The organism is Chitinophaga lutea (genome assembly GCF_003813775.1).
Lineage (GTDB): Bacteria > Bacteroidota > Bacteroidia > Chitinophagales > Chitinophagaceae > Chitinophaga > Chitinophaga lutea.
Window position 1 is genome coordinate 2599341 of the sequence record NZ_RPDH01000002.1, and the last position, 19045, is coordinate 2618385.

The window sequence follows — 19045 nt, forward strand, 5'->3', positions numbered from 1 at the left end:
CTATCCCCTGTTACTAAGAAAAATCAGATATCATATAACTGTTGCTAAACCTTGTAATGTGTTGCGGGAAGAAGAAAAGCATATCAACGAAGAAGCAGGCGCGGAAAGCGCAGCTGAGCTGCCCCGGGAGCCCCGAAGAGAATGGCGCCTCCGGATCAACTACAAGCTGATCACGCAGAACCTGCCCTTCATCCTTTTTCTGGCCGTGATTGCGCTGGTCTATATCGCCAACAGCCACCTGGCCGAAAAAAAGGTCCGTAAAATCAACAAGCTGAGCAAAGAAATAAAAGAACTGAAGTGGGAGTACCTGAGCGTGAGAAGTGAACTGATGTTCCGCAGCAAACTGAGTGAAGTGAGCAAAGCCGTGGAACCGCTGGGATTAAAAGAACTGAGCACCCCACCGCAGCGGATTGAAGTGAAAGCTGCCGAAGCAGCACAATAATTTATTAAAAGATACTGACACCGAACCCGGCAAATGGAGATTAAAAAGGACATACTATGGCGAGCATACCTCTGCTTTATTGGCATGGGTGTATTTGCCGTGGCCATCCTCGGCAAAGTCTTTTTTATCCAGCAGGTAGAAGGAGACAAATGGCGCAGCCTGGCCGACAGCCTGCACACCTCTTTTATGGACCTCGACGCCGACCGCGGCACCATCTACTCCGAAGAAGGCCGCATGCTCTCCACCTCCATCCCCTACTTCGACCTCCGCATCGACTTTAAAGCAGATGGATTGCAGGACCCCAAGAAGAGCATTTTTAAAGATAATATCGACTCCCTGTCGTATTACCTCGCCAATCTGTTCCGCGACCGCACCGCCGCCCAGTACAAAAAAATGCTGAGCGAAGGATTCAAGGACAAAGACCGCTATTTTCTGCTGAAACGCGACATCCGTTTCGACGAATACCAGGCTGTGCGCAACTTCCCCATGTTCCGCCTCGGCAGGAACAAAGGCGGCCTGATTGCCGAAACGAAAAACAAACGCATCAACCCCTTTAAACTCCTCGCCAACCGCACCATCGGCCTGGCCCGCGAAAACGCGCAGAACGTAGGCCTCGAAAGAACCTACGACAGCAGCCTCAGCGGCGTAACCGGCAAACGCCTGATGCGCCGTATCGCCGGCGGTACCTACATGCCCGTGGAAGGATACGATATCGAACCGGAAAACGGCAAAGACATCATCACCACGCTCGACGTGAACATGCAGGACATCGCCGAAAACGCCCTCATGAAGATGATGATCCAGAACGAAGCGCAGCACGGCACCTGCATCCTGATGGAAGTGAAAACAGGCAAAATCAAAGCGATCGCCAACCTCGGCCGCCAGAAAGACGGCAGCTACTGGGAGGATATGAACTATGCCCTGATGGTGGGCGAGCCCGGCTCTACTTTCAAAGTGGCCACAATGATCGCCATCATGGAAGATGGCTACGCCAACACCAACACGCTGGTAGATCTTAACTACGGCAGGTGGCCCATCAACCGCCGTGTAGTGTATGACTCGGAGCCGCACCACCTCACCACCGTTACGGTAAAACGTGCTTTCGAACGCAGTTCCAACGTGGCCATGGCAAAACTCGCCTACCAGTTCTACTATAAAAAACCGAACGAGTTTGCCGCCCATCTGAAAAAACTGCGCCTCGACCAGTTTACCGGCATCGACCTGGTGGGCGAAGGACGGCCGAATATTCCCACCACCGCCAGTAAACACTGGAGTGCGGTGACCCTGCCCTGGATGGCCTTCGGCTACAACGTATTGCAAAGCCCGTTACAAACGGCCATGCTGTACAACGCTGTTGCCAACAACGGCAAAATGATGAAACCTTACCTGGTCAACTCCATCATGGAATATGGCCAGCCCATCCGCCAGTTTGAGCCGGTGGTTCTGAACGACAGTATCTGTTCTGCCCGCACCCTCGCCCAACTGCGGGATATGCTCGAAGGCGTGGTGCTCAACGGTACGGCCGTGAAACTGCAAACGCCTTATTACCGCTTTGCCGGCAAAACCGGTACCGCGCTGGTGGCCAATGGCAACAGGGGGTATGCAGATAAAATTTACCAGTCGTCTTTCGCAGGTTATTTCCCTGCCGAAGACCCGCAATACACTTGCGTGGTGGTGATCAAAAACAAGCCGCACGCAGCCAAGTTTTACGGCGGCACAGTAGCCGGCCCGGTGTTCCGTGAAGTGGCAGACAAACTGTACGCGCTGGCCATCCAAAAACCGCGCTCCCTCGAAGGGAATACTTCGCTCGACACCCTGATGGCTATGAAAGGCGGGAAAGGCAGCGAATGGCGCAGCGTGGCACGCACCCTCAAACTGCCGTTCGAAGGCGCGCTCACGGCTTCCAACTGGGTGAACGCCGACATCAAAAACAACAAGCTCACCTTTTCACCGGTGAAAACGGCTCCCGGTGTAGTACCGGACGTGAAAGGAATGGGCCTGAAAGACGCACTCTACCTCCTCGAAAACGCCGGCCTGCGGGTGGTGATCAAAGGAGCAGGAAAAGTGAATACCCAATCCATCCAGGGCGGAAGCCCGGTCGGGAAAGAACAAACGATCGTGATCGAATTGGGATGAGGGTAAGAAAATGACAGCATGGGACCGTCGTACCGATAAAATACATTAAACACCCGGTTCCGCCGGGCAAATATAAAAGATCAATGGTCTGATGAAACGGAAACGCTTCATCAGACCAGCAAGACAAGAGGAAAAGCATTCATGAAAACGCTGCGCGAAATATTATACAACGTCAACATCCTGCAGGTGCAGGGCAATAACGACATTGCCGTACAGGCTTTGTTTATTGACTCCCGGCAGGTGAAAGCAGGCGGCGTGTTCATTGCCATCCGCGGCGCGGCGGCCGACGGACATGCGTACATTTCCAAAGCCGTAGCGCAGGGCGCTGCCGCAGTGGTGTGTGAAACCCTGCCGGAAACGACGGCTCCGAACGTTTGTTACGTGCAGGTGGCCAACAGCGCGCAGGCCAGCGGCATCATCGCCGGCAATTTCTACGACAACCCTTCGCACCAACTGAAACTGGTAGGCGTAACCGGCACCAACGGCAAAACCACCATCGCCACCATCCTCTTCCGCCTGTTCACACAGCTGGGCTATCATTGCGGCCTGTTGTCGACCGTACAGAACCAGATCGGCGACCGCATCGTGCCGGCCACCCATACCACACCGGATCCCATCAGCCTCAACGCGCTGCTGGCCGACATGGTGGCGGAAGGCTGCCTCTATGCGTTCATGGAAGTGAGCTCACACGCCGTGCACCAGCAACGCATCGCGGGGCTGAAGTTCGCGGGCGGCGTTTTTTCAAATATCACGCACGATCACCTCGACTATCATAAAACCTTCGACGAATACATCCGGGTGAAGAAGAGTTTCTTCGACAACCTTCCGGCTTCGGCTTTTGCCCTCACCAACCTCGACGACAAGCGCGGGAATGTGATGCTGCAGAACACCAAAGCCCGTAAAGCCACCTACAGCCTGCGCAGTATGGCGGATTTCAAAGGGAAAATCCTGGAGAACAGTCTTACCGGTTTGGTGATGACGATCGGGGTGAAAGAAGTTCACTTCCGCCTCATCGGCGAATTCAATGCCTACAACCTGCTGGCGGTATACGGCGCGGCCGTACTGCTGGGAGAAGATAAAGACCGTGTGCTGGCTGCCCTCAGCAATATCCAGGGCGCCGAAGGCCGCTTCGATTATATCATCTCCAAAAACCAGCGGGTGATCGGCATTGTCGATTATGCCCATACCCCCGATGCACTCCTTAACGTGCTGGCTACCATCAAAAACCTGCGCCAGGGCCACGAGCAGATCATCACCGTGGTGGGTTGCGGCGGAGACCGGGATACAGCCAAACGGCCCGTGATGGGAGAAGTAGCGGCAGAGCACAGCGACCGGGTGATATTCACCTCCGATAATCCCCGCTCGGAAGACCCGGCGGAGATCATCCGGCAGATGGAAGCCGGGGTAGCGGCTCCCCAGCGGAAAAAAACAATTTCCATCGCCGACCGCCGCGAAGCCATCAAAACCGCCTGCAGTCTGGCGCAACAGGAAGATATCATTCTCGTTGCCGGCAAAGGCCACGAGAAGTACCAGGAAATCAGCGGCGTAAAACATCCGTTCGACGATAAACAGGTACTGAACGAAACATTTGAACTATTTGAAAAGTAAGATCACGATCCTTTATATATGTTATATTATCTGTTCAATTATCTAAAAACTGAATTCAATTACACCGGAACCGGGATGTGGCAATACATCACCTTCCGTGTAACGATGGCCCTGTTGCTGTCGCTCGTGATCTCATTGCTGCTGGGTAAGCGTATCGTAAAATACCTCCAGCGGAAACAAATCGGCGAAACCGTTCGCGACCTCGGCCTGGCTGGCGAACAAACCAAAAAAGGGACCCCCACTATGGGAGGCCTCATCATCCTGGCCGCCATCATCATCCCCACCCTGCTGTTTGCCCGGGTGCTCAACGTGTACATCCTGCTCATCCTGCTCAGCACCATCTGGCTGGGCCTGATCGGGTTTATCGACGATTATATCAAAGTATTCAAGAAAAATAAAGAAGGCCTCGCCGGCAAGTTCAAGATACTCGGCCAGGTGGGCCTCGGCCTGATCGTGGGCGCTACCCTGTATTTCAACGACAACGTGGTGATGAGCCGCGAAATCATGAGCGACAAAAAACTGGCGCCGTACGAAAGAGTGGTGAGCAGCTCCGAGCGCACAACGCCCGACGGTCAGCGGTTCGTGGACGTAAAAACGCCCATCACCACCATTCCGTTCGTAAAAAACCACGAGTTCAACTATGCAAAGCTGATTTCCTGGATTCCCGGTGCGGAGAAATACACTTTCGTGCTGTACATCCTCGTAGTCATCCTCATCATCACCGCGGTTTCTAACGGCGCCAACCTCACCGACGGGCTCGACGGACTGGCCACCGGCGTCTCTGCCGTGATCGGCATCGGTCTGGGGATTTTTGCGTACGTGAGCGGCAACATCCAGTTTGCGGAGTACCTCAACATCATGTACATCCCCAACCTCGGTGAGCTGTCGATCTTCATCGCCGCCTTTGTGGGGGCCTGCGTGGGTTTTCTCTGGTACAACGCCTACCCCGCCCAGGTGTTCATGGGCGATACCGGTAGCCTTGCCCTGGGCGGCATCATCGCCTCCCTGGCCATCATTGTAAGAAAAGAATTGCTGCTCCCCATCATCTGCGGTGTGTTTTTCGTGGAAAACCTCAGCGTGATGATACAGGTAGCCTATTTCAAATACACCAAACGAAAGTACGGCGAAGGCAGAAGAGTGTTCCTGATGAGCCCCCTGCATCACCACTACCAGAAACTCGGCTATCACGAAAGCAAAATCGCCGTTCGCTTCTGGATTGTAACCGTGATGTGTGTGGTGTTTGCCATCGCAACTTTAAAAATGAGGTAGGATGAAACTTACGCATGTAAGTTCAAAAGACCGGAAAAAAGACATAAATAACTCATGACCCTTACAAAGTAAGCGACATGAGACCACTGAAAGACAAATATGAACTCATGAAACTCGTCATACTAGGAGCAGGAGAAAGCGGAATCGGCGCGGCGTTGCTGGGAAAGAAGCAGGGGTTCGAGGTATTTGTGTCGGACGGCGGGCAGATCAAAGACATTTATAAACAGGAACTGGCCGTCAACCACATCGCGTTCGAAGAAGGCCATCACTCCTGGGATATCATACTCAGTGCGGATGAAATCGTGAAGAGCCCGGGCATTCCGGAAAAGTCGGAGCTGATGAAAAAAGTGCGGGAGCGCGGCGTACCGGTGATTTCGGAGATAGAACTGGCCTGGCGGTACAGTAAAGACAAAAAGATCATTGCCATCACGGGTAGTAACGGTAAAAGCACCACAACGGCGCTCACTTACCACATTTTCAGAACAGCCGGCCTCAATGCCGCACTGGTAGGTAACATCGGCGTAAGCTACGCCCGCCAGGTAACCATCGAGCCCGCTGACTATTACATCATCGAAATCAGCAGCTTCCAGCTGGACGATATCGTGGCGTTCAAACCGGATGTAGCCATCCTCCTGAACATCACCCCCGATCACCTGGACCGCTATGATTATAAAATGGAAAACTATGTGGCGTCAAAATTCCGCATAGCCATGAACCAGACGAAAGAAGATTATTTTATCTATTGCAAAGATGATCCGGAGATCAGGAATTATTTAGCAATGAAACCCATTTATTCAGAACCAATACCTTTTAGCATTATGGAACAATTGAAAGAAGGTGGATTTATCGAGAACGACCAGGTGAACATCAACGTGAAAGACGAACCCGTAATTATGTCTATGTACGACCTGGCATTAAAAGGTAAACATAATTTGTATAATTCAATGGCAGCAGGTATTGCAGGCCGCACCATGGATATACGGAAAGAAAAAATCCGTGAAAGCCTCAGCACCTTCAAAAGTCTGGAGCACCGGATGGAGTACGTGGCCACTGTGCGCGGTGTAGATTTTATTAACGATAGCAAGGCGACCAACGTTAACTCCGTATGGTTCGCCCTCGAAAGCATGGAACGCCCGGTCATCCTGATTATGGGTGGTGTGGACAAAGGAAACGACTACAGCGCCATCCGCGAACTGGTTCGCGAAAAGGTGAAAGCCATCGTTTGCCTTGGGGTCGACAACCGGCCTATCCACGAAGCGCTGTCGAAAGACATGGAAGTGATGGTGAATACCGACAATATGAAAGATGCGGTCAACTCCGCCTTCCAGCTCGCCAGCAAAGGCGATGTGGTATTGCTCTCCCCCGCCTGCGCGAGCTTCGACCTCTTCAAGAACTATGAAGAGCGCGGCCACCAGTTCAAGGACGCGGTGAGAGAACTTTAATTTTTAAAACCATACACGTGAACAACTTACTTCAAAGGACAAAAGGCGATAAGGTGATCTGGACGATCGTGTTCTTCCTGTCTGCAGTAAGCTTGTTGGCTGTGTACAGTTCAACCGGCTCTTTGGCATACCGCGTTTACAGCGGGCATACGGAATACTATCTGTTCAAGCAGCTGTCTGTACTGCTGTTGGGCGTGCTGATCATCTATTTCGCGCACCGGGTGAATTATACCATTTATTCACGCGTGGCGCAGATCGGTTTTCTGCTGTCGATTCCGCTCCTGATCTATACCCTGGCGTTTGGCTCCAACCTGAACGACGCCAGCCGCTGGATCAGGCTACCGGTGATCAACCTCACGTTCCAGACTTCAGACATCGCCAAGCTGGCGTTGTTCATGTACGTATCGCGCCAGCTGTCGCGCAAGCAGCAGGTGATCACGGATTTCAAAAAAGGATTCCTGCCGATCATCGTGCCCGTAGGCGTGATCTGCGCGCTCATCATGCCGGCCAACATGAGTACGGCTTTGCTGCTGGGCGCCAGCTGCATGCTGCTTTGTTTTATCGGCAGGGTACCCCTGAAATTCCTGCTGTCGATGGTGGGTGGCGCATTGCTGCTGGTAGTGCTGATGTTCGCCATTGCCAAGGCTACGGGCGACAAAGGCCGTACCGGTGTATGGGTATCCCGTATCGAAAGTTTTTTCAGCAGCAACGACGAAGATACCCCCTACCAGGTACAGCAGTCGATGATTGCCATCGCAGGCGGCGGCGTGGTGGGCAAAGGGCCGGGTAACAGTACGGCAAGAAATTTTCTGCCGCACCCTTATTCTGATTTTATTTATGCAATTATTCTTGAAGAGTATGGTATCTTTGGCGCCTTTTTGGTGTTGGCGGCTTACCTCATTTTGCTCTTGAGAAGTATCAGGATATTCAAAAACTGTCCGTATGCCTTTGGCGCATTTCTGGCCCTGGGCCTAAGCGTAACATTGGTTATACAGGCCCTGATGCATATGGCGGTAAACGTGCACCTGCTGCCGGTTACAGGTTTAACCCTGCCGCTGGTGAGTATGGGCGGCTCGTCGGTGATATTCACGAGCCTGGCGATCGGCATCATTCTGAGTGTGTCGCGAAATGTGGAAGAAACGGGCGATAAAACTCAGGAGGTTACCAATCCCGCAATTGCGGCATAAAGGAATAATCTGCGTGCGCACGTAAATGTGAGCGCGCCATTTTTATAAAAGGATATTTGATAACGAACTGATTTGGCACACAAAGTAATCATAGCAGGCGGCGGTACAGGAGGTCACATCTTCCCGGCCATTGCCATTGCAAACGCGCTCCGCAAACTGGAGCCGGACATTGATATTCTCTTTGTGGGCGCCACCGGCAAAATGGAAATGGAAAAAGTGCCGCAGGCAGGCTATCCGATCGAAGGATTGGAGATCGCGGGCTTTAACCGCAGCAACATGTTCAAGAACCTGTTGCTGCCGTTCAAGCTGCTGAAAAGCCTCCGCCAGGCCCGCAATATTCTTGCGCGTTTCCAGCCGGATGTGGCCGTGGGAGTGGGTGGTTACGCCAGCTTCCCCATCCTGAAAGCCGCACAGAAGAAAGGTATTCCCACCCTCATACAGGAGCAGAATTCCTACGCCGGCAAAAGCAACAAGTGGCTGGGCCGCAAAGCAACGAAAATCTGCACCGGGTACGAAGGGATGGAAAAATTTTTCCCGGCGGAAAAGCTGTTATACACCGGCAATCCCGTTAGGAGCGCCATTTCACAAAGCGCCGTTGCCAAAGACGAAGCGCTGCGCCACTTCGGCCTGATGATGGGCAAACCCACCATCCTGGCGGTAGGCGGCAGTCTGGGCGCAAAATCCATCAACGAGGCTATCCTGCCCCGCCTGGCGGATTTTGTGAATGCGGACGTACAGCTGATCTGGCAAACCGGCAAACTGTATTACGAACAGGCGAAGGCAGCCGCCGCACCTTTCGCCACGCATGTAAAGGTGTACGACTTCATCAACGTCATGGACTTTGCCTACAAAGCGTCCGATGCCGTGATCTCAAGGGCCGGCGCCCTGGCTATCGCAGAGCTCTGCGTGGTTAAAAAGCCGGTGGTATTTGTGCCTTACCCTTTTGCGGCGGAAGATCACCAGACCATGAACGCCATGAGCCTGGTAAATAAAAAAGCGGCCCTTCTCATCAAAGATGATGAGGCCGGCAGCAGGCTCGTGAACGAAACGCTTAGCCTGGTGCAAAACAAAGCCCTGATGGAGCAGCTGGAAAGAAACATCGCTCCGCTGGGCAATACAAACGCAGATATGACCATAGCCCGGGCAGTGCTCGGGCTCATTTAAATATAAATTCCCGGATGGAATTAAAACAGATACATAGGATCTACTTTGTCGGCATCGGCGGTATAGGCATGAGCGCCATCGCCCGCTTCTTTCATGAAAAAGGAGCGGTGGTGAGCGGGTACGACCGTACCTCCACCCAACTGACGCAACAGCTGGAAGCGGAAGGCATCCGCATTCACTATACGGAAGACCTGGAGCAGATCGACAAAGCGGCGGACCTCGTGGTGTACACTCCTGCCATTCCCGCCACACAGAAAGAGCTTGTGTATTACCGGGAAAACGGCTACGAGGTTGTGAAACGCAGCGATGTGCTCCAGGAAATCACCCGCGAACTGTTTGCCATCACGGTAGCAGGCACGCACGGCAAAACCACCGTATCTACGATGATCGCACACCTGCTGCGGCATAGCGGGTACGGCTGCAACGCTTTCCTGGGAGGCATCAGCTCCAATTACGGTAAAAACTTCTGGAGCAGCGAAAAACCGGTAGCGGTGATCGAAGCGGATGAATACGACCGCTCTTTTCTGAAACTGAGCCCTGACATTGCCGTGCTCACCGCCATGGATCCCGACCACCTCGATATCTATGGCACCGGAGAGGCAGTGGAAGAAGCTTTCATCCAGTACACCGGCAATATCAAACCCAACGGTACCCTGCTGGCCCGGCACGGCCTCGCACGCGGCTCGGAACTGAAGGGAGACAACAAGCTGTGGTACAGCTTGCAGAACGATGCGGCCGACATTTACGCCACCAACATCCGCATGGATAACGGCGGATACGAATTCGACGTGGTGCAGCAGGACTGGATGATCGACAATGTACAGCTGCATATCGGCGGTATGCACAATGTCGAAAATGCGGTGGCCGCCATTGGCGTGGCGCATCTGCTGGGCATCGGCAACGAAAAAATAAGAGCCGCGGTAGCCGATTTCAAAGGCATCCGCCGGCGTTTTGAATACCTGGTGAAAAAGAACAACATGGTGTATATAGACGACTACGCACACCATCCCGAAGAGCTGCGCGCGCTGATCACCAGCGCCAAATCGCTGTTCCGCGGGAAGAAGTGCACCGTCATCTTCCAGCCGCACCTTTTCACCCGTACCCGCGACTTTGCAGACGGCTTCGGCGAAACGCTGTCCCTGGCAGACGAAGTCATCCTGCTCCCCATCTACCCGGCGAGAGAATTGCCGATAGAAGGGGTCACCAGCGACATGATCGCCGATCGTATCAAAGGCCCGCAGGTAAAGATCATGCCACGCGACGAAGTGCCCGCCTGGCTGAAAACACAGGAGCCGGAACTGGTAATAACCGCCGGCGCCGGAGATATCGATTTGCTGAGAGAACCCGTGCGGGAGTTATTGGAAAAAGCACAGGCAAACTAACAGGTAAGCCATGCTCATGTGGTGGGGTTATTGATGAAGTAAGCTGGACATAACATTCTATTAAAAAACGCATACAACATGCAACCGAAAACGAAAACAGCCTTTAAACGCATCGGCCGCATGCTCCTCTGGGGCGGCGCGCTCACGGGCTTTTCCGTATTGCTGGTTGCAGCCGTAAACGACCGCGACAACAGCAAATGCAAAGGCATTAAAGTGACGATGAAAGGAGATGGCGGCAATGCCTTTATCGATAAAAAAGACATCAAAGCCCTCATCAGCGGCGACGGCACGCAAAACCCGGTTGGCAAAACGATCAGCAGCATCAACATCGCCATCCTCGAAAAAACGGTGGAGCGTGACCCCTGGGTACGCAGTGCGGAACTGTTCTTTGATAACCAGCAGCTGCTCAACGTGGAAGTGGAACAGCGCGACCCGCTCGCCCGTGTGTTCACCTTCTCCGGCAACAGTTTTTACCTCGACGGGGATGGGGAGCGCATCCCGGTATCGGACCGCTTTTCGGCCAGGGTGCCCGTTTTTACCGGCTTCCCTACCGATGCGCAGCAGCTGAGGAAAGAAGACAGCCTGCTGTATCTGCAGATGCGCGACATGGCGCGTTTCGTATCGGCCGACACATTCTGGAACGCACAGGTGGAACAGATCGTGATCACCGGCGACCGGAAGTTCGAGATCACCCCGAAATTCGGTAACCACGTGGTGGTGTTCGGGGAAGGGACAGACATCGAAAACAAATTCGCCAAACTGCTCATCTTCTACCGCGAAGGTTTGAGCAAAACAGGATGGAATACATATTCAAGGATAAATATTGCTTACCAGGACGAAGTGATCGGAACGAGAAGAGATGGCAAAAGCGCACCGCCCCCGCCAATGTATAAAGATTCAACCGTAGCCGATGTGGCTGTGGACGATGACCATGCACCGGCACCCGTAGCGGCGGCAACCGCAAAGCCGAAAGAAAAGGCAAAAGAAAACAAACCGGCAGCTGCTAAAAAGCCCGATGCCCGCAAGCCCGCAAAGGCGGCGGCAACAAAGCCCAAGGCAGTATATAAACCAAACAGTAATCGTAATCGCAACTAAAAACAATATAGAACCATGAATCAGGAAGCTCCCATCATTGTAGGTCTCGACATTGGAACCACGAAGATAGCAGCCATCGCAGGAAGGAAGAATGAATACGGGAAATTGGAAATCCTCGGATTCGGGAAGGCCCCATCATTCGGTGTTCAGCACGGTATGGTACTGAATATCGATCAAACAATCAAGGCTATCAGACAGGCTCTGGAAAACTGCTATGCATCTAACCCCAACCTCGAAATTAACGAGGTGTATGTAGGTATCGCTGGCCATCACATAAAAAGTCTTCAGACCCGTGGCGACATCGTTCGCAACGACACGGACGCGGAGATCTCCCAGAAAGACATTGACCAGCTGATCAACGACCAGTACAAAACGGTGATTCCCGCCAGTGACCAGATCATTGACGTGATTCCGCAGCAGTACATCGTAGACAGCCTGCAGAACATCACCTACCCCATCGGCATGAGCGGGGTGAAGGTGGGCGCCAATTTCCACATCATTACGGGCGACAAAAATGCCATCCGTAATATCAACCGCAGTGTGGAGAAGTCCGGCCTGCGGATCAAAGACCTCGTGCTGCAGCCGCTGGCCTCTGCCGCCGCGGTGATGTGCGACATGGACTTTGAAGCCGGCGTTGCGATTGTGGACATCGGTGGCGGCACCACCGACCTGGCGGTGTTCTATGAAGGTGTGCTGAAACACACCGCTGTAATCCCCTACGGTGGCGAAAACATCACGAACGACATCAAAAACGGCCTGGGTGTGCTGAAAACGCAGGCGGAGCAGATGAAGGTGCAGTTCGGTTACGCTTTGGCCGACGAGGCGAAAAACAACGCATACATCACCATTCCCGGCCTGCGCGGCCAGAGCCCGAAAGAAATTTCGGTGAAGAACCTGGCGCACATCATCCAGGCCCGGATGAGCGAGATACTCGATTTTGTGGTATATCACCTCAAACAGATCGGCATGGACAATAAAATGCTGAACGGCGGTATCATCCTCACTGGTGGCGGCTCCCAACTGAAACATCTTATACAGTTAACCGAATACACCACTGGCGTAAGCGCCCGCATCGGCTACCCGAACGAACACCTGGCCAGCGGCCATACAGATGAGCTCACCAAGCCGATGTATGCCACCTGCGTAGGCCTCATTCTGAAAGGGTACAACGATTACGAAAACGACAAAAGAGCCCTCGAGGAGAATTACGTTAAAATCAATACCAGCTACATCGCCAAAGAGAAAGCCGCAAGGCAGCAGGGTGCTGAAGACTGGACGGAAGAAGAGGAAGAAGACATCATACACGAAACGGCGGACGCACGGCAGGACAGGAAAGCGAAAGAAAGAAACGCTTCCCTCAAAGGTTTCCTTGACAGGATGAAAACAAAAATCATCGACATGTTCACCGAAGAGGAAGACGCACGGTTGTAAGGCTGTGGCGTGATTGTTGCAAGTAATAACCGATTTTTTAAATACGAGTCAAAACAGGAGTGTAAGGAACGGTACACCAAATACTAACCCATTTAAAGAGTAGAGTCATGATACATTTTGATCTTCCAAAGGAAAAATCCTCCATCATCAAAGTGATAGGCATTGGTGGCGGTGGAAGCAATGCGGTGAACCACATGTTCAGTCAGAACATAGACGGGGTGAACTTCATTATATGCAATACCGACGCACAGGCGATTGCAAACAGTCCCGTGCCCAACAAGGTGCAGCTGGGGCCCCATCTCACACAGGGTTTGGGAGCAGGCGCCAATCCCCGGATTGGTGAACAGGCTACGGAAGAATCCTTTGAAGAAATCAAAAAAATACTGGAGGTGAATACCAAAATGGCGTTCATCACCGCAGGCATGGGCGGCGGCACCGGCACCGGCGGCGCTCCCATCATCGCCAAAATTTGTAAAGAGCTGGGCATCCTCACCGTCGGCATCGTAACCACTCCTTTTTCCTACGAAGGGAAAAAGAGAATGCTGCAGGCCGAAGAGGGCATCAACCGCCTGAAAGAATATGTGGATACGCTGCTGATCATTTCCAACGATAAGCTGCGCCAGAAATTCGGAGACCTGAAATTCAAGGCCGCTTTCGAAAAAGCAGATAACGTACTGGCCACGGCGGCCAAGTGTATCACCGATGTGATCAACTCCACCGGCCAGATCAACGTTGACTTTGCGGACGTTTGTACCGTTATGCGCAACGGCGGTGTGGCTATCCTCGGCGCGGCCGTGGCGGAAGGAGAATACCGTGCGCAGAAAGCCATCGAGGAAGCGCTTACCTCCCCGCTGCTGAACGACAACGATATCAAAGGCGCCAAATGGATACTCATCAACATTTCATCCGCCGAAGGCGAGTTTGAGCACACGCTCGATGAAATGGATACCATACAGGCCTATGTACAGAGCATGGCCGGCGAAGATTGCGATGTGATCCTCGGTGTGGGCTACGATCAGTCGCTGCAACGCAACCTGGGTGTAACCATCATCGCCACCGGTTTTGAGCAGAACCCCATCCAGCAGCAGAAACCCGCGGTAAACGCGCAACCTGTTGTGAAAGAGGAGCCCAAAATCGTGATGACGCTGGGTAACGAAGGCGACGAGAAAAAAATGAACAACCAGGGCATGCTGTTCAGTGATGAGGCGGAAGAAGTGAAAGACGTGATGGCGCCCCGGCTGGTAGAACCGCAGGTAACGCATCCCGTTTCCGCCGCGGCCTATATACAGCCCACCCCACCCCCTCCTGCCCGCGAAACCTACACGCTTAACATCGAGCCGGTAGAGCCCGCTCCCGCTCCGCAGCCCCAACAACAGGCTCCGCAGCAGCCGGTACAACAGGTACAGCAGGCGCAACAGCAAACCGCTACCAACGCCAGCAACACCGTTTCCGGAGGTTACCTGAGCCGCCCGTCCAATATTTACGTGGAACCGGCCGGTACCAATAACGCCGACGATAAACCTGAAATGAAAATGGTCTTCAGGGAAGAGCCTGCACCGGCCGTACCGGAGCAACAGCCGCAGCCTCAACCGCAACAGGCCCTGCCCCAGCAGCTGCCCGACGAACAGGCGGAAGAACAGAAACGCAAACAGCTGGAGCGTGTAGCAAAACTCCGCAGCATCAGCTTTAACGTGAAAAACATGGAGAACAACCAGGAAATCGAAAACGTTCCTGCCTACCTCCGCCGCAATGTAGACCTGGACAATGGCGCCGGCTCCGCCGAGCAGTTCTATTCCGGCTACACCGTGGGAAACAACCAGGATAACCAGACAGAAATCAATACGATCAATACCTTCTTAGACGGGAAAAAGCCGGATTGATGAATTATAGATGATATTACGTTTGATTGTTTTTTAGTTGTGTTAAAAAAAATCCTCCGATTCCTCGGAGGATTTTTCCTTTATATGCCCGTCTGCATTGAATTACAACCGGTTCAATACGGCATTGGCGGCATTCACCATATCCGCCGCTTTTTTCTGTTTGAGGGCGTTGATCTCGAACGTCTTCAGCACCTTCTCCAGCTCTGCACCTTTCCCGGCGGCTTTCAGCACCCTGATTTTTTCGTACGCCTGTACCCCTTCTATCATCCGCTCAAAACGGATGGAAGAACGCGGACCGGGATATACCAGGTAGGTATCACCAGCAGCCCAGGTTTTAAAACGGGAGTCCTGCAGCGGATCTTTCACCCAGCAGTTGTACGCCCAGCGCAGGTATCCGGAATAGTTTTTAGCAGCAGCGTGCCAACCCAGCCAGGCCGACTCCGCCGGCGGGGAAAATGTAAAGGTGTTCGGGAAACCTTCGGAGCAGCAGGTGTACACCGTGCTGGGCCAGCCTTTGGCGAGGCGTTTTTCTTTTTCCTCCTTCGTAAAATCAAGACCGGAAGCGAGGCAATAATCAAATATATCGTCCACCAGCTCTTTATGGTACAGGCCCGCGAGGGACACCTTGTAATCCTTATCTACACTGCGTATCAGCTTGATAGCACTTTGCATCGATTCCAGGGGGCGTTCGTCCATGGCGATGCAGGTAATGTCGAACCAGCCTTTCGATTTGAGGTGGCGGGCAAAATCCGTCAGCATTGGGCGCCAGTGCTGATCGTATTCCGGCGTACCGGGTTTGGCCGTCAGCACCAGATCTTTGCCCGCTGCCTCATCGTAATAAAAAAACTTCAGGTTCCAGGGTATCATGCTGAAGCTGGCGATCTGTTTGCTGATGCCCATTTCCATCATGAAAGACACCCATTTGTCGAACACCGTATAATCAAAGAGCCAGCTGCCGTCTTTTTTCTTCGTCCATTTGATCATGTCGCCGTAAATATCGTAGGTCTGGCTGTTCCAGGGGTCGTAGATGATGCTGGTGGTGATCACTTTCTGACCGGCATCCGCCAGCATTTTCATGTACGGGCGCATAGCGTCAAAGTGCTCCTTGCTCCACAATTTGGTATTATGTACACGTGCGATCGCATACGGGCTCTGCCAGAGGTCGAGGTGGAAGGCCCAGTCTTTTGGCTGCGGCAACACGCGCTCGGAAACGGTGATCTCATAGTTAAGCGGCGCGGGCAGATAGCCGGATGCGGTTTTTATCCGGATGGAGCCTTTGTAAACACCGGCGGGTGTTTGGGGCGGTACGGTCACGCTCAGCCAAACGGGCTGTACATTATTGGCGTTGATGTCGATGGCAGGAATGATGTCGATCCCATCCGCGACAAGCGAAGAATCAAAATCCTGCGGTCTGCGGTGGCCACAGCCGCCGCCCTCGCTATTGAGCTCATCCGTCATCACGTAGCGGATAAAACCGGGGGTGATGGCCGAAGATGGGATTTTATTGCCTTTTGTGTCTTTCAGGTCGGACTTTTCGATGCTCACCGCCTTGACGGCTTTGGTGGTATAGATCACGAACTGGGTATGTACTTTCTCCCCTCTCCAGGCCTGTGTTTTCCAGGCCGAGCGAAGTGTACCCGCATCCGGCGCAAAAATTTTGTCGTAGCGAACATCGGCACTTCCGAAAAATGCATGGGTCCCTGGTTTCACTGTGCTCCAGGCTACCGGGTCAACAGGCCGGGGATCTGGTAATTCGCTGTAATTGGATTGCTGAGCGCGTGTGCCGGAGGCAATTGCCGCGAGTAGCAGGGCGGCAAAAACGTGTCTGATCATAGCTGATTGCGTGTTAGGAAGCAATAAATATAATATCTATACTGCAACCTTACAAGCAATTAATCTTCGTACCGGTGACGATCTGCTACCCTCCTGAGTTGCAGGTTGGTTACAGGCGCCACCACCAGTGGGAATTTTTCGATCGTCACATAGCTCGAATCGAGGCCGAAGCCGCGCTCTTCAGACAGGCCCATCTTTTTAAGAATGAAGTACAGCCGCATAATGATACGTTCATGCAACGGCAGGTCGTTATCGTGCGAGAGGAATTTTTCCATCACAATAAACTGGAAATCGCCCACCACGTTGTTTTTGCTGAGGGATTCGTAGCGGCTGGTGATATTCACCTCCTTGTTCCGCACCATATCTTCCACCACCATCCTGAACATGAGGTTGATGCGTTGTTCCACCCTGAAACCGAGCCGGAATTCCACCCGGATAACTTCGTTGGGAATGATGGTCTGCACCGTGTATTCGCTCATATACGGCTCATCCACCACGTCCACGTGCACAAACCAGTAAATGTCGGCGCGTTTGGGTTTTTTATTGAGTACGGAATAGATAATCTTATGCTCGATCTCCTTCGGGTTGTCCGCACTGGTCATATAAACCAGGTGGGTGGCGTATTTCGGGATCGAAGAGTCGTTACTGAGTTCCTGCAGGATAGGCAGGTAGTCTTCCAGCTTCACGAACTCCACGTAACGGTTTTTGATTTTGCGGGAACGGAACCAGATGTACATCACCAGGAACAGGCCGCCGGCCACGATCACCGTTACATAACCGCCGTGCATGAATTTCACGAGGTTGGCGAAGAGGAATGAAAATTCGATGGTAAGGTATACGGCGAGATAGAGCCCTATCCATGCCAGCTTTACCCTTCGGGTGTAAAGATAGAATGCGAACAGGCAAGAGGTCATCAGCATACAGATGGTGATGGACAGGCCGTAGGCCGCCTCCATAGCCGACGATTCCTTAAATATCAGTACGATAGCCACACAGCCCACGTACAGCATCAGGTTGATGCCCGGGATAAAGAGCTGGCCCCTTAATTCGGTGGGATAATTGATTTTGAGCTTGGGCCACAGGTTCAGCCGCATAGCCTCAGAAATGAGGGTAAATGAGCCCGAAATGAGGGCCTGGCTGGCGATGATGGACGCGATAGTGGCGATCAGCACGCCAAAGATCACGAACCACTCCGGCATGATGCTGAAAAACGGGTTTTCGCCCGTCAGCACTTTGCCTTTTTGTGTCAGCAGCCATGCGCCCTGGCCTAAATAGTTGAGTATCAGGGATGATTTTACAAAAATCCACGATATCCGGATGTTGCCCCGGCCGCAGTGGCCAAGATCCGAATACAGGGCTTCCGCCCCGGTGGTACAAAGGAACACCGCTCCCAGGATGAGGAAGCCGTGCGGGTATAAAGTCAGTAATTCAATTGCGTAGTAGGGGTTGAAAGCTTTCAGCACGCTCAGGTCGTCCGCGATATGGGAAACACCGAGTACCGCCAGCATACTGAACCAGATGATCATAATGGGGCCGAACATTTTGCCGATGCTCATGGTACCGAACTGCTGCATAAAAAACATACCGCTGATGATGGCCAATACGATTTTCACGATGGTCCATTCCCCGAGATCACGGAAAACAGGCAGAGTGCGCAAACCTTCAATGGCAGAGGTCACGGTGATAGGCGGGGTAATGATACCATCGGCCAGCAGGGCTGCGCCGCCGATCATCCCAAAAACAACGGTCCATTTCCCATGCCGCCGTACGAGGGCATAGAGGGAAAAAATACCGCCTTCCCCCTTGTTATCGGCTTTCAGGGTGAGCAGCACATACTTGATGGTCGTTTGCAGGGTGAGGGTCCAGATAATACAGGAGATACCGCCGATCACGAGCAGCTCGCTGATTTCGTTAGTGCCCACAATTGCCTTGAAAACGTAGAGCGGAGAGGTACCGATATCGCCGTAGATAATTCCTAAGGCCACGATGAGGCCGGCCAGGGTAGCTTTATTGAAGTCTTTAACCACGCTAGATACTATATATAAAGATCAAATGTAGTAATAATTATAATGCAGGGCGGAAAATTCGGCTGGAATTCAACAGCCACGGGAACACAGTGGATTGAAAAAAAAGAGGCCCGCAGAAAGCGGACCTCTTTTTTTAAGTATTTACCAGA

Annotated in this window: 13 protein-coding genes; 11 read left to right on the plus strand and 2 right to left on the minus strand. The window is 52.8% G+C overall.

Going from position 1 to position 19045, the window contains the following annotated elements:
- The first annotated feature begins 58 nt into the window (after positions 1-58).
- The 11 genes from EGT74_RS22910 to ftsZ all read left to right on the plus strand — a co-directional run bounded on the left by EGT74_RS22910 (position 59) and on the right by ftsZ (position 15036).
- A complete protein-coding gene (locus EGT74_RS22910) occupies positions 59-442 on the plus strand; it encodes an FtsL-like putative cell division protein (protein WP_246008283.1) in 384 nt (127 codons plus the stop codon).
- 84 nt (positions 443-526) lie between these two features.
- Positions 527-2578 (plus strand): penicillin-binding protein, encoded by a 2052-nt coding sequence (locus EGT74_RS22915; RefSeq protein ID WP_246008284.1) that lies wholly within the window; start codon positions 527-529, stop codon positions 2576-2578.
- A gap of 141 nt (positions 2579-2719) precedes the next feature.
- On the plus strand, positions 2720-4186 hold the full coding sequence (locus tag EGT74_RS22920) for a UDP-N-acetylmuramoyl-L-alanyl-D-glutamate--2,6-diaminopimelate ligase (protein ID WP_123848854.1): 1467 nt from the start codon (positions 2720-2722) through the stop codon (positions 4184-4186).
- A 75-nt stretch (positions 4187-4261) separates the two neighbouring features.
- A complete protein-coding gene (gene mraY / locus EGT74_RS22925) occupies positions 4262-5455 on the plus strand; it encodes a phospho-N-acetylmuramoyl-pentapeptide-transferase (protein WP_246008285.1) in 1194 nt (397 codons plus the stop codon).
- Positions 5456-5532: 77 nt separating this feature from the next.
- Positions 5533-6897 carry a UDP-N-acetylmuramoyl-L-alanine--D-glutamate ligase gene (gene murD, locus EGT74_RS22930; RefSeq protein WP_246008286.1) on the plus strand — a complete coding sequence of 455 codons (1365 nt, stop codon included), beginning with the start codon at positions 5533-5535 and terminating at the stop codon, positions 6895-6897.
- 17 nt (positions 6898-6914) lie between these two features.
- Positions 6915-8084 (plus strand): FtsW/RodA/SpoVE family cell cycle protein, encoded by a 1170-nt coding sequence (locus EGT74_RS22935; RefSeq protein ID WP_123848856.1) that lies wholly within the window; start codon positions 6915-6917, stop codon positions 8082-8084.
- A gap of 72 nt (positions 8085-8156) precedes the next feature.
- A complete protein-coding gene (gene murG / locus EGT74_RS22940; protein WP_123848857.1) occupies positions 8157-9248 on the plus strand; it encodes an undecaprenyldiphospho-muramoylpentapeptide beta-N-acetylglucosaminyltransferase in 1092 nt (363 codons plus the stop codon).
- Between the two features lie 14 nt (positions 9249-9262).
- Complete coding sequence (gene murC / locus EGT74_RS22945; RefSeq protein WP_123848858.1) at positions 9263-10630, plus strand: UDP-N-acetylmuramate--L-alanine ligase; 1368 nt, start codon at positions 9263-9265, stop codon at positions 10628-10630.
- A gap of 78 nt (positions 10631-10708) precedes the next feature.
- The gene (locus tag EGT74_RS22950; protein ID WP_123848859.1) at positions 10709-11725 is read left to right on the plus strand and encodes a cell division protein FtsQ/DivIB; all 1017 of its coding nucleotides are present in this window, start codon (positions 10709-10711) and stop codon (positions 11723-11725) included.
- Positions 11726-11740: 15 nt separating this feature from the next.
- Positions 11741-13156 (plus strand): cell division protein FtsA, encoded by a 1416-nt coding sequence (ftsA, locus tag EGT74_RS22955; protein ID WP_123848860.1) that lies wholly within the window; start codon positions 11741-11743, stop codon positions 13154-13156.
- Positions 13157-13263: 107 nt separating this feature from the next.
- A complete protein-coding gene (gene ftsZ / locus EGT74_RS22960; protein WP_123848861.1) occupies positions 13264-15036 on the plus strand; it encodes a cell division protein FtsZ in 1773 nt (590 codons plus the stop codon).
- Between the two features lie 102 nt (positions 15037-15138).
- Here ftsZ and EGT74_RS22965 read toward each other — a convergent pair whose 3' ends face one another.
- Together EGT74_RS22965 and EGT74_RS22970 are read right to left on the minus strand one after the other, a co-directional pair.
- The gene (locus tag EGT74_RS22965) at positions 15139-16869 is read right to left on the minus strand and encodes a DUF4091 domain-containing protein (protein ID WP_123848862.1); all 1731 of its coding nucleotides are present in this window, start codon (positions 16867-16869) and stop codon (positions 15139-15141) included.
- 59 nt (positions 16870-16928) lie between these two features.
- Positions 16929-18896: a KUP/HAK/KT family potassium transporter gene (locus tag EGT74_RS22970; RefSeq protein WP_123848863.1), complete on the minus strand. Its 1968-nt coding sequence runs from the start codon at positions 18894-18896 to the stop codon at positions 16929-16931.
- Between the last annotated feature and the right edge of the window lie 149 nt (positions 18897-19045).